Raw genomic sequence first — 11,746 nt, forward strand, 5'->3', positions numbered from 1 at the left:
CGATTGCCGAGCACGGAGAAGAACGTGCCGACGGCAAGCGACAGCCGGCCGAAGAAGGACAGGTTGGATTCGGGCATGAGGTCTGGACTCCTGTGGGCTCGCGACACGGCGAGCGATCTTGCCTGGGCGCCCGGCGGCGGCGTGCGGATTGCGCACTGCCGCCGTCCGGCGCGTGATTCGGTCGCGCCCTCGCGGGTGCGGAAAACCCGTATTTTGCCCTGTGGCGGGCGAACCGGGCAGAAGTTGGGGGACAGAACATCGCGGCGCGACGGTTTCGGCCGTGCCGGCGCGCACGGCGGCCGTACCCGGCCGCGATGCTGCAGCGCGTCAGCGCGGCTTGCGCCGCCGGGCCGCCTTCGCTTCGAAATCGCGCGACAGCATGCCGAGCGTGACTTCGCCGAAGCGGGCGAGCAGCGTCGTCTCGGCCTCCTTCAGCGTGGCCGACAGGTGCGCGTTGACGGCCTGCTCGACCAGGCATTCGGCTTCGTCGTCGGTGACGAGATCGGAGAACAGCGGCGGCTCGCCCACCGCGCCATAGACGTCGAGCAGCGTGATGTCGTCGAGCGCGACACTCAGCGCCCACCCGCCGCCATGCCCCTTCTCCGACTGCACGTAGCCGTGGTCGCGCAAACCGCCGAGCAGGCGTCGCACGACCACCGGGTTCGTGCCCAGCATCGTCGCGATCGTCTCCGACGTCAGCGGGCCGTCGGCTTGGTCCATGTGGATCAGCACGTGCAGCATGCGCGACAAGCGGCTATCGGTTCTCACGGGCGGCGCCCCTCTCTCGAAACTTTTGAAGTTGCGTGAATGATACCACCGCCCTATCATGCAACTTCTCGTGTTCCATGAGTTGGCCGCCATCGGAACACGTCCTTCAATCACGCAGGTTCAGGAAAGGAGCGGGTGCATGCATGACCATCATGAAGTGATCGTGATCGGCGGCAGCTTTGCGGGGCTGTCGGCCGCGATGCAGCTTGCGCGGGCGCGCCGCCGCGTGCTCGTGATCGACGCCGGCCGGCCGCGCAACCGCTTTGCCGCGCACGCGCACGGCTTTTTCGGGCAGGACGGCAAGCCGCCCGCGCAGATCGTCGAGGAGGCCGCCGCGCAACTCGCCGCGTATCCGACCGTGCAGCGGATCGCAGGCGACGTGCGCACGGCCGAACGCGATGCAGACGGCCGCTTCCACGTGACGCTGGCCGACGGCAGCCGGGCCAGCGCCGACCGGCTGATCCTCGCGACCGGCATCCGCGACGAACTGCCCGCGCTGCCGGGGCTCGCCGAACGCTGGGGCGTCAGCGTGCTGCATTGTCCGTACTGCCATGGGTACGAGGTGAGCGGCCGGCGGCTCGGCGTGCTCGCCACGCATCCGCTGTCCGTGCACCAGGCGATCCTGATTCCGGACTGGGGCCCGACGACGTGGTTCACGCAGGGCGTGGTCGAAGCGAACCACGAAGAAGCCGCGTTGCTCGACGCGCGCGGCGTACGCATCGAGCGCTCGCCGGTCGTCGAAATCCTGGGCGACGCGCCGCGTATCGAAGCGTTGCGTCTCGCCGACGGGCAGGTCGTGCCGGTCGATGCGCTGTTCGTCGGCGCGCGTACGGCCATGGCGAGCGATCTCGCGCAGCAGCTCGGCTGTGCATTCGACGACGGGCCGCTCGGCCCTGTCGTGCGCGTCGATGCGGGGAAAGAGACGAACGTCGCCGGCGTGTTCGTGGCCGGCGACGCGTCGACGCCGATGACCAACGCGACGTTCGCGTCGGCGTCGGGCGTGATGGCCGGGGTCGCCGCGCATCGGTCGCTGATTGTCGGGCTGCGCGCGTGACGCGGCGCGCAGCCCCGGGGCACACGATCAGGACTTCGCGATGCTCTCGAGCATGTGGCGCGCATCGTTGATCAGCACGCCGAAGTCGACCGTATCCGGCGCGGTTTCGACACCGGTGATCACCGCCGTGATCACCGCCTTCGACCCGTTGTGGTACGGATACACCTGCGTGACATACGTCATGTCGCGACCATGCAGCGTGGACACGAAGTAGCTGCTGTAGATCTTGCCCGTCACGGGATCGGCCCAGCCCTGCCGCGCGGTCATCGGACGCGCGAGACGCATGAAGTTCGCGGTCACCGATTCCGAGTTGTACGGCGAATCCACCTCGAAGCGGTAGACGATTTGCAGCGACGTCAACTGCGTGCGCAGGTCAGCGTCGTTGAAGTTCGGCACCGGAAACTTGCCGATCAGCCCCTGCTGATAGGCATTGCGCGTCATCGGCTGAAACGCGACCTGATAACCCTTCGGCGATTCCTGCACGTTGAAGTTGACGTCGTACTTCACGCCCGACCCGGCGACCCCGTTGTCCGTACGCGCATGGACGACGAACGATCCGGGCGTCAGGTTCTCGAAGCGAAGCCGGTAGTACTGCGCGTTCGCGATGACCTGCACGCTGCGGCTGTCGTAGCCGACATCGCGGACGATGACCGTCGAATACGGCGCGACCTTGCGCGGCTGGATGCCGGGATCGTTCGGAATCTTCAGGACGACCGGCTTCTGGCTCGACACGTCGGTCCGGCCCGCGTCGGACGTCAGCGCGCCCATGATCCCCTGGCCGGCCTGTTGAAGCGGGTTCGTCGCGCCGCACGCGGCGAGCGAAGCGGCCGCGACGACGATTACGAGGCGGCCTGCCAGGGGACGGGTAAAGACGGACTTCATAAGGTGAGAGGCTCCATTTTTTCGTTGGAATAGGTCTCGGCCTTCCACGGCATGCACCGTGCTGGTCTGGACACGCTGCACAGAAAGCCGGACGTCGTCTCTATATCGGCGCAACGCGACCGTTCTTTAAGCCGTCGACACCGGCCATGTCGCCCGCACCGCCGCCTCGATGGCTAGGACGCGTGATATGCGGTTTAATGCCCTGCATCGTTCACATTAAGAGACACGAAATGCTCGACCTCGACGACCTTCGGCTCGTACGCGCGATCGGTACGTCGCGCTCGCTGGCCTCCGCCGCCCGGCTGCTCGATCTCACGCCGCCCGCGGTCACGATCCGCCTGCAGCGGATGGAGGCGCGCTTGAACGCCAGGCTCGCGGTGCGGCAGCCGAAAGGGATCGCGTTGACCGACGAAGGGCAACGGCTGTACCAGGAAGCCGTCGACATTCTCGAGCGCGTGGACGCGCTGCCGGTCAGCATTTCAGGCGACCACGGCGACGTGCGGGGCACGCTGCGCGTCGTCGCCCCGCTCGGCTTCGGGCGAAAGTACGTCGCGCGGATCGTGCGCGACCTGCAGCGCGCGCACCCGAAACTCGACATCACGCTCCACCTGTCGGACAGCCCGTTGACCAGCGCGTCGGGGGCCGACGTGGTCGTGCACGTCGGCAGCCTCAAGTCGTCGTCGTGGATCGGCTATCCGCTTGCGCCCAACGAGCGATTTCTGTGCGCGAGCCCTGCTTATGCCCGTCGCATCGAGGCATTGAACCATCCGTCCGACCTGGCCCGATACGACTGCCTGTGCCTGCGCGAGAACGACGAGGACATCCCGCGATGGCGCTTCTCGTCCGGCGGCGACGTCAAGGGTGCCCCACGCCGGTCCGCCGTGATCCGCGTCACCGGCGCGCTGTCCTCCAACGACGGCACCGTCATCACCGAATGGGCGCTGGCCGGGCTCGGGATCGTCGAGCGCTCCGAGTGGGACGTCGCTCCGCTGCTCGCGAACGGCAGGCTCGTCCGGTTGCTGCCCGACTGGCACCTGCCGCCCGCGCCGGTCACGGCGCTGCTGCCGTCGCGCACCGGCCGTTCCGCGCGGCAACGGGTATTCCTCGAAGCCGCGACGCGGTTGCTGAGCCCGCCGCCGTGGCGCGGCAAGGCATGAGTTGCGCCGGGCTCGGGCTCGGGCTCGGGCTCGCGCGATCCGGTCGATTAAACGGTGTTTAATGCCGTATTAGCGTTGCGTTAAACACGCGGCCCGTCGACGCGTCTACAGTGCTCGCACCGGCAACATTCCGAGGCAACGCATCGTGGACCTTCAAACCCTCAACACCCCGGCCGCCCTGATCGACGTCGGCCGCATGCGTCACAACATCGGCCGCATGCAGGCACACCTGGATGCGCTCGGCGTGAGGTTCCGGCCGCACGTCAAGACCACCAAATGCACGCACGTCGTCGATGCCCAGATCGCCGCGGGCGCGCAAGGCGTCACGGTGTCGACGCTCAAGGAAGCCGAACAGTTTTTCGCGCACGGTATCCGCGACATCGTCTACGCGGTCGGCATGGTGCCCGCGAAGCTCGGCCAGGCGCTCGCGCTGCGCCGGCAGGGCTGCGACCTGAAGCTGGTCACGGACAGCCTGCCGGCTGCACACGCGATCGCCGAATTCGGGCGCGCGCATGGCGAGCGCTTCGAAGTGTGGATCGAGGTCGACGTCGACGGCCACCGCTCGGGGATCCCGCCCGACGCGGGCCTGCTGATCGACGTGGGCCGCGCGCTGGTCGACGGCGGGCTCGTGCTCGGCGGCGTGCTGGCGCACGCGGGCTCGAGCTACGAATACAGCACGCCCGAAGCGCTGGCGGCCATCGCCGAACAGGAGCGCAGCCGCACCGTGCGCGCGGCAGAACGCCTCCGGGCCGCCGGGCTGCCCTGCCCGGTCGTGAGTATCGGCTCGACACCCACCGCGCTCGCGGCGCGACACCTCGACGGCGTCACCGAGGTGCGTGCCGGCGTGTACGTGATGTTCGACCTCGTGATGCACAACATCGGCGTGTGCGACCTGTCCGACATCGCGCTGTCGGTACTGACCACCGTCATCGGGCACCAGGAAGAGAAAGGCTGGGCGATCGTCGACGCAGGCTGGATGGCGATGAGCCGCGACCGCGGCACGCAGCGTCAGGCGCGCGATTTCGGCTACGGGCAGGTCTGCACCGAACACGGCGACGTGCTCGGCGACTACGTGATGAGCGCCGCCAACCAGGAGCACGGGATCGTGTCGCGCGCGGGCGCGCCCGACTCCGGCATCGCGCAACGGTTTCCGATCGGCACCCGCCTGCGCATCCTGCCGAATCACGCGTGCGCCACCGGTGCGCAACATCCCGAGTATCAGGCGATCGGCGACGACGGCAGCGCGCAGGCGTGGCCGCGCTTCTACGGGTGGTGAGCCGAACCGCGCGCCCGCACCGTGTCGCCGATACATTGACTATTTGTCCAAATCTGGACAAAATTTAAACACCTCGTTTTGCATTGCGCCGAAAGCGCTTGCCCGAACATGCCGACAGACGCCCGACTCCTGCTTCTCGACCGCGATGCCGTCGAACCCGCCCTCGAGGCCGCGCAAGTGACGGCGGCGGTTCGCGAAGCCTTCGTGTTGCACAGTCAACGGGCCGGACGCGTGTTTCCGGTGGTTCGCGAGAAGCTGCACACAGGCGGCGTATTCGGGATCAAGTCGGGCGACGTCGCGCGCCAGGAACTGCTCGGCTTCAAGGCGGCCGGGTTCTGGCCCGGGAACCGGGCGCTCGGCGGCGAACCGCATCAGGCCACCGTCGCGCTGTTCGATCCGGCCACGGGCCGCCCGCTGTGCATCATGGACGGCAATGCGATCACCACCGCGCGAACCGGTGCCGCCGGCGGCCTCGGGCTGCAACTGCTCGCGCGTCGCGACAGCACGCGAATCTGCGTGTTCGGTACGGGCGTGCAGGCGCGCGTCCAGCTCGACTACGCGCTCGGGCTGCTGCCGCAACGGTGCATGGTGCGGTACGTGAACGTCAGCGGCGAGCCCGACCCGGAGTTCGAATCGGCGTTCCGGGAGCGATGCACGATCGGCGTGGCACGCGACCGGAACGACGCGGTGGCCGATAGCGACGTGGTCATCACGGCAACACCGGGCGGCGGCGCGCTGTTCGATGCGGATGCGGTTCGGCCGGGCACCCACCTGACCTGCGTCGGCGCCGACACGGCCGGCAAGCGCGAGCTTCCGGCAGGCGTGCTGGAACGCGCGCGCATCGTCGTGGACGATCACGATCAGGCCCGCAGCATCGGCGAGTGCCAGTGGGCGCCGGATTTGCCACGCACTGAAATCGGTGACATCCTCGCCGGAACCGCGTCGGTCGACCGCGCGCCGCACGAGATCACCGTCTTCGACATGACCGGGCTGGCGCTTCAGGACCTGACCGTCGCCCGCTTCCTGTATCGACAGGCCCTCGAAAACGGCACCGGAATTTCCATTCCGTGGCCGTGGTAAACGAAACCCTCTCGTCAACCGCCATGCGTCTCGCCAAAGTTTCCGCCCTCTCGTTCGACCTGGACGACACCCTGTGGCCGTTCGGGCCGGCCGTCGTACGGGCCGAAGCGGCGCTTCACGCATGGTTGATCGAGCACGCGCCCGGTACCGCGCGCGTGCTGTCCACGCAGCAGGCGCTGAGCGGGTTGCGTGAGGAATACGAACGATTGTGCCCCGGGCTCGCCGGCGATTTCCGTGCGATGAGGATCGGATCGATCCGGCTTGCGCTGGAGCGTGCGAACGAGGATGTCGCGCTCGCCGAGCACGCGTACGCGGCGTTCTTTGCCGCGCGCAACCGGGTCGAATTCTATGACGATGCGTTGCCCGCGCTCGCGTGGTTGAGCGCGCGGTTTCCGTTGATCGCGGTGACCAACGGCAACGCCGACCTGCGAATGACCGGCGGCGGCGAATACTTTCGTGCGACGCTCAGCGCGCAGGCGTTCGGGGTCGCGAAGCCGGAGCCCGGGATCTTCCATGCGGCGGCGGAAACGCTCGACGTGCAGCCGGCGGAACTGCTGCACGTCGGGGACGACTATCACCTCGATATCGTCGGTGCGTTGAACGCGGGGCTTCAGGCAGCGTGGGTGGTTCGCGACACGCATCCGGAACAGGAACGTGTGCAGCCGCAGGCCGCCGCGCCGCACCTTACGCTCAACGACCTGTCGATGCTGTGTCGCGCGCTCGGCGGGCCCGACGACGTAGCGTGAGCGTATGCGCCTGCGTGCGCTGCGCGCGCGACGCACGCATTACCGCCATGACACGCGGCCGGCAGGCATTCGCCCACTGCGCAAACGAAACGGCCGGCCTGGCCGATGCGGCCCATGGCCGGCCGCCGCACGCTCATGCCGCCTTGCGCGCGTCCGCGATCCGCTGCGGCGCCTTCGGCCGCGCATACAGCCGTTCGAGGTACGCCCGCAACTGCGGGAATGATTCGATCAGGTTGCACTCGCCGGCCCAGTCGATCAGGTAAGCCGTCACGCAATCGGCCACCGTCAGCGTGTCGCCGACGATGAACTCGCGCCCTTCCAGATGCTTGTCCAGAATCGCGGCCATCGTCCTGAAATCCTCGCGCGCCAGCTCGATGTCGGCTGGCGAGCGCTTCTCCGGCGGATACAGGAACGAATGCCGCGTGATCCGCCACAGCGGCTGCTCGAGCTCGGTCACCGCGAACATCACCCACCGGTAGGCCTGCGCGCGCAGCGCCAGATCGACCGGCAGCAGCGCCTTCTCCGGGTACTTGTCCGCGAGATACAGCACGATCGCGGCCGATTCGGGAATCACGAGGTCGCCGTCCACCAGCACAGGCACCTTGCCGGCCGGATTGAGGCGCAGGAATTCGGGCCGCTTGTGCTCGCCCTGGAGCAGGTTCACCGAGACGAACTCGAAGTCGGCATCCAGTTCCTTCAGCCCCCACAGCGCGCGCTGAGTGCGGGTGCCGGCAAATCCGTAAAGCTTCATCGCCAGTCTCCATCCAGAATGTCGGAAATTTCCGCATGCCGGCCACGGCGCCTCGCCGATCCGCAACGCCTGGCCTCGCTCGTCGTTTACGCGCCGGGAATCGCCAGCACCGGCATCACGTCGATCGCCACACCCGGGAACAGCGTGAAATGCGGATGGCCTTCGAACAGGGCGGCCGCCGCGTCGTGCGACGCCGCCCGCACGACGGTAAAGCCGCTCATCGCGTTCGCCGTGTCGGTGACGCCGGCCGCATCGATCGTCTTCGTCTTGCCGAGCGGCCCGCCCATCTCGACGATCGCGTCGCGATTGCGGTCGACCCATGCATGCCACGCGGCGATGCCGTCGCGCTCGCGCGTGCGCCGCTCGTCTTCCGGCAACGCCAGCCAGGCCTTCATGGCCGGGCTATCCTTGGCGCCGAGAAATACCGCGAGATACAACTGCTGTTGAGCACTCATGCCTCCTCCTCCGGTGACGGGCACGACGGACTGCCGTGCCTCGACCTTGACACGATAGGTTGATATCAACACAATTGCAACATGGCACGAAAAGAAAAGCTCCCTTTCGAAACGACGCTGATGGTGCGCGATTGCTGCCTGTGCCTGCACATGCAGCGCGCGGCGCGCAATCTTGCGCGGATCTTCGACGATGTGCTGCGCCCGCTCGACCTCACCAACGGCCAGTTTTCGCTGCTGATGTCGCTGAACCGGCCGCAGCCGGCGCCGATGAAATCGGTCGCCTCGGTGCTCGCGATGGATCGCACCACGCTCACGGCCGCGCTCAAACCGCTCGAGCGGCGCGGCCTCGTCACGATCGCGCAGGATCCGGACGACCGGCGCAGCCGTCTGCTCGAACTGACGCAGGCCGGCCACGACCTGCTGGCCGAGGCATTTCCGCTGTGGCAGCAGACGCATGCCGAGATCGAACGGCCGTTCGCACCGGGGGAAGTCGATCAGTTGCGCGGCCAGTTGCGTGTGCTGTCCGTCGATCCGGCCGAACGCGGCTGAACGGAACCGGCGCGCGACTTACCGCGGCAGGCCGGCCTGCTTCCGGCCCTTCTTCGGCAACAGCAGTTGGGCGAATTCCTGCAGGAAGGCCACGGGCCCGTGCGCATGCAGCGCCTGCCCGCTGCTCAGCGCGCCGTCGATGACGGTCGCGAGCCGCAGCGCGAAGGTTTCCGGTTCGTCGACGCCCATCGCGCCCGCCAGTTCGGTCAGCCGGCGCCGCAGCTCCTGCTTGTGCGCGACGGCCACCTTGCGAGCCGGATGATTGCCGTCCGCGTATTCGGCGGCGATGTTGATCTGCGGGCAACCGCGATAGCCGGGGCGCGCGATGCGTTCACCGATCCATTGCAACTGCGCATCCAGTTCCTCGCGCGGCGTGCGCCGGTACTGCGCGGCCACCGCATCCCAATGCGCCCAGAAATCGGCGTCCTCGCGCAGCAGGAACGCTTCGATCAGGTCGTCCTTCGTCGCGAAGTGACGATAGAGGCTCGTCTTCGCCACGCCCGCCTGCGCGACGATCAGGTCCACGCCGACCGCGCGCGTGCCCTCCCGGTAGAACAGCTCGCTGGCCGTTTGCAGAATGCGTTCGCGCGTATCGGGCGCGTTCCCTGGTGTACCTGTTTCCTTTTTCATCCCGACCCGGCCATGCTGGCCGCCCTTGCCGCAACAGTGAGCCGATCATAGCACCGCGGGATTGACGACGATACAGGTCTGTACTATAAAACAGACCGTTCTGTATCGGAGTTGATCATGGATGATCGAATGACGGTTGCAGTCTATGGCGCCACGGGTCATACCGGGCGGTTTGTCGTCGCCGAACTGGCACGGCGCGGCCTGCGCGCGATCCGCATCGGCCGCGATGCGGCGCGGCTCGCGGAAGGCGGCGGCGAAGCGTCGCTCGCGCGCGTCGCCGCGATCGACGATCCGGCCACGCTCGACACCGCGCTGCGCGGCGCGGATACCGTGATCAACTGCGCGGGGCCGTATCTCGATACCGCGCTGCCGCTGGCCGATGCCGCACTGCGGGCCGGCATCCCCTATCTCGACCTGACGGCCGAGCAGCCGTCGGTGCTGGCGCTGGCCGAACACTGCGATGCCCGGGCACGCGCCGCGGGCGTGACCGTCGTGCCGGCCGCGGCGTTCTACGGCGGCCTGGCCGACCTGCTCGTCACAGCCGTCGTGGACAGGAATCAGCCGATCGAGCGCGTCGATATCGCGACCGGGCTCGACCGCTGGCACCCGACGCGCGGCACGCGCGTGACGGGCGAACGCAACCGCGCGGTACGGCTCGTGCAGAAGGACGGAAAGCCGACGCCGGTGCCGTCGACCGCACGCGAACGCGCATGGCCGTTCCCGCCGCCGATCGGTCGGGTCGACGTCACGCTGCTGCCGTTTTCGGAAGTGATGACGCTCTCGCGTCACCTGCGCATCGACACGATCGAATCGTGGCTCGCGACGCTCGCGCTGCGCGACGTGCGCGATGCCGCCACGCCGCCGCCCGAGCCGACCGACGCGCTGGGCCGCTCGGCGCAGCAGTTCGCGATGGACGCGATCGTCGTGCAGGGCGGCACGACGCACCGCGCGACCGCGTCCGGGCGCGACATCTACGCGGTCAGCGCACCGATCATCGTCGAGGCCGCCGTGCGCCTGATGACGGGCAACACCGTGGTGTCAGGCGGCGTGCGCAGTCTCGGCGAACTGTTCGACGCGCGCGATTTTCTCGCGGCGCTCAATTCGGTGGCAGTATCGTTCGGCACGACGACCGACCCGGTTTTCCACAAGGAGACACAAACATGAGCAGCAACGAGAAAGGCGCGTATTTCCGGTCGCTTCACCGCGCGGGCCAGCCGCTGGCGCTATTCAACGTGTGGGACGCCGGCAGCGCGCGCACGGCGGCCGACGCGGGCGCCGTCGCGCCGGCAACCGGCAGCTGGTCGGTCGCGGCGGCCAACGGGTTCGTCGACGGCGAGCAGATGCCGCGCGCGCTCATGATGGAGGTGCTCGAGCGCATCACGCGCGCGACCGACCTGCCCGTCACCGTCGATCTCGAAAGCGGGTACGGCGAGCGGCCGGAAGATGTCGCCGAAACGATCGCGCTCAGCATCGAGGCCGGTGCGATCGGCTGCAACCTCGAGGACAGCTTTCCGGCGACGGGCGAATTGCGCGACGTCGAAACTGCCGCAGCCCGTCTCGCGGCGGCACGGCAGGCGGCCGATCGCGCGGGCGCCGACTACTTCATCAACGCGCGTACCGACGTGTTCTTCAAGGCGCCGGCCGACACGCACGACGAGCGCCTGCTCGATGCCACGCTGGCCCGCGCACGCGCGTACGCGGCGGCCGGCGCCGACGGGCTCTTCGTGCCGGGGCTGCGCTCGCCGGCGCTCATTCGCGCGCTGACGGCCGCATCGCCGCTGCCGGTGAACGTGATGCGCGTCGCGGAAACGCCGACATTGGCCGAACTCGCGGACTACGGCGTGGCCCGCATCAGTCACGGGCCGTATCCGTACCTGCAGGCGATGAAGACGCTGGCGGAGATGGTCAGGCAGGGCGGCTAGGCGATGCACGATGAACGCCGGCCGCCGCGATCGGCACGCGCCGCCGCATGAACCGGGCCGGTTGCTGCGCGACGGGCGCGACGGGCGCGGCGTCACGCCCGCGCAGATCGCGCAGGGCCGGCGGATTTGCGACATCGTGTGCGTGCAGAACCGCTACAACGTCGCCCATCGCGGCGACGACGCGCTGATCGACGCGCTCGCCCGCGACGGCATCGCCTATGTGCCGTACTTTCCGCTCGGCGGCTTCTCGCCGCTGCAGTCGTCGACACTGTCCGACGTGGCGGCGCGCGTCGGCGCGACGCCGATGCAGGTCGCGCTCGCGTGGCTGCTGCGCCGCGCGCCGAACGTCCTGCTGATTCCCGGCACGTCGTCGGCCGCGCATCTGCGCGAGAACCTCGCGGCGGCCGGCCTCGTGCTGCCGGGCGATGCGCTCGCGGACCTCGACCGCATCGCGGGCGCCGGCACCGCCTGATGCC

Annotated in this window: 13 protein-coding genes and 2 pseudogenes; 9 read left to right on the top strand and 6 right to left on the bottom strand. The window is 68.4% G+C overall.

Annotated features, from left to right (window positions below; all coding sequences use genetic code 11):
* Positions 1 to 77 (bottom strand): annotated as a pseudogene (locus ABY44_RS08815) (DUF2760 domain-containing protein); the annotation flags it as partial.
* A gap of 250 nt (positions 78 to 327) precedes the next feature.
* Positions 328 to 768: an Rrf2 family transcriptional regulator gene (locus ABY44_RS08820; RefSeq protein ID WP_042974024.1), complete on the bottom strand. Its 441-nt coding sequence runs from the start codon at positions 766 to 768 to the stop codon at positions 328 to 330.
* 139 nt (positions 769 to 907) lie between these two features.
* On the opposite strand from ABY44_RS08820, the gene ABY44_RS08825 reads away from it, so the two are divergent.
* A complete protein-coding gene (locus ABY44_RS08825; protein ID WP_059693732.1) occupies positions 908 to 1,822 on the top strand; it encodes an NAD(P)/FAD-dependent oxidoreductase in 915 nt (304 codons plus the stop codon).
* Between the two features lie 27 nt (positions 1,823 to 1,849).
* On the opposite strand, the gene ABY44_RS08830 is transcribed toward ABY44_RS08825, so the two are convergent.
* Positions 1,850 to 2,704, bottom strand: coding sequence for a hypothetical protein (locus tag ABY44_RS08830; protein WP_321910863.1), 855 nt, complete (start codon positions 2,702 to 2,704; stop codon positions 1,850 to 1,852).
* Between the two features lie 230 nt (positions 2,705 to 2,934).
* Here ABY44_RS08830 and ABY44_RS08835 point away from each other — a divergent pair, with 230 nt between their 5' ends.
* From ABY44_RS08835 to ABY44_RS08850, 4 genes are all read left to right on the top strand, one after another.
* Positions 2,935 to 3,861: a LysR family transcriptional regulator gene (locus tag ABY44_RS08835; protein ID WP_091920268.1), complete on the top strand. Its 927-nt coding sequence runs from the start codon at positions 2,935 to 2,937 to the stop codon at positions 3,859 to 3,861.
* Positions 3,862 to 4,006: 145 nt separating this feature from the next.
* Positions 4,007 to 5,137 (top strand): DSD1 family PLP-dependent enzyme, encoded by a 1,131-nt coding sequence (locus ABY44_RS08840; RefSeq protein WP_059693729.1) that lies wholly within the window; start codon positions 4,007 to 4,009, stop codon positions 5,135 to 5,137.
* A 108-nt stretch (positions 5,138 to 5,245) separates the two neighbouring features.
* A complete protein-coding gene (locus ABY44_RS08845) occupies positions 5,246 to 6,217 on the top strand; it encodes an ornithine cyclodeaminase family protein (RefSeq protein WP_060171388.1) in 972 nt (323 codons plus the stop codon).
* Between the two features lie 23 nt (positions 6,218 to 6,240).
* On the top strand, positions 6,241 to 6,963 hold the full coding sequence (locus tag ABY44_RS08850; protein ID WP_431641123.1) for an HAD family hydrolase: 723 nt from the start codon (positions 6,241 to 6,243) through the stop codon (positions 6,961 to 6,963).
* 133 nt (positions 6,964 to 7,096) lie between these two features.
* On the opposite strand, the gene ABY44_RS08855 is transcribed toward ABY44_RS08850, so the two are convergent.
* The gene (locus tag ABY44_RS08855; protein ID WP_059693726.1) at positions 7,097 to 7,714 is read right to left on the bottom strand and encodes a glutathione S-transferase family protein; all 618 of its coding nucleotides are present in this window, start codon (positions 7,712 to 7,714) and stop codon (positions 7,097 to 7,099) included.
* 86 nt (positions 7,715 to 7,800) lie between these two features.
* Entirely contained in the window at positions 7,801 to 8,169 is a 369-nt protein-coding gene (locus ABY44_RS08860; protein WP_027790786.1) for a hypothetical protein, read from the bottom strand.
* An 81-nt stretch (positions 8,170 to 8,250) separates the two neighbouring features.
* On the opposite strand from ABY44_RS08860, the gene ABY44_RS08865 reads away from it, so the two are divergent.
* Complete coding sequence (locus ABY44_RS08865) at positions 8,251 to 8,718, top strand: MarR family winged helix-turn-helix transcriptional regulator (protein WP_027790785.1); 468 nt, start codon at positions 8,251 to 8,253, stop codon at positions 8,716 to 8,718.
* A gap of 18 nt (positions 8,719 to 8,736) precedes the next feature.
* Here the strand turns inward: ABY44_RS08865 and ABY44_RS08870 are convergent, their stop codons facing one another.
* On the bottom strand, positions 8,737 to 9,348 hold the full coding sequence (locus ABY44_RS08870; protein ID WP_027790784.1) for a TetR/AcrR family transcriptional regulator: 612 nt from the start codon (positions 9,346 to 9,348) through the stop codon (positions 8,737 to 8,739).
* Between the two features lie 117 nt (positions 9,349 to 9,465).
* Between ABY44_RS08870 and ABY44_RS08875 the strand changes: the two genes are divergently transcribed.
* The 3 genes and pseudogenes from ABY44_RS08875 to ABY44_RS08885 form a co-directional block, all read left to right on the top strand.
* A complete protein-coding gene (locus tag ABY44_RS08875; protein ID WP_060171392.1) occupies positions 9,466 to 10,512 on the top strand; it encodes a saccharopine dehydrogenase family protein in 1,047 nt (348 codons plus the stop codon).
* Positions 10,509 to 11,270 (top strand): isocitrate lyase/PEP mutase family protein, encoded by a 762-nt coding sequence (locus ABY44_RS08880; RefSeq protein WP_060171394.1) that lies wholly within the window; start codon positions 10,509 to 10,511, stop codon positions 11,268 to 11,270. The genes ABY44_RS08875 and ABY44_RS08880 overlap by 4 nt, the downstream gene beginning before the upstream one ends.
* A gap of 91 nt (positions 11,271 to 11,361) precedes the next feature.
* Positions 11,362 to 11,742 (top strand): annotated as a pseudogene (locus tag ABY44_RS08885) (aldo/keto reductase); the annotation flags it as partial.
* Between the last annotated feature and the right edge of the window lie 4 nt (positions 11,743 to 11,746).

It is taken from the genome of Burkholderia sp. ZZQ-2, from assembly GCF_050768715.1.
Classification (GTDB): Bacteria; Pseudomonadota; Gammaproteobacteria; order Burkholderiales; family Burkholderiaceae; genus Burkholderia; species Burkholderia cepacia.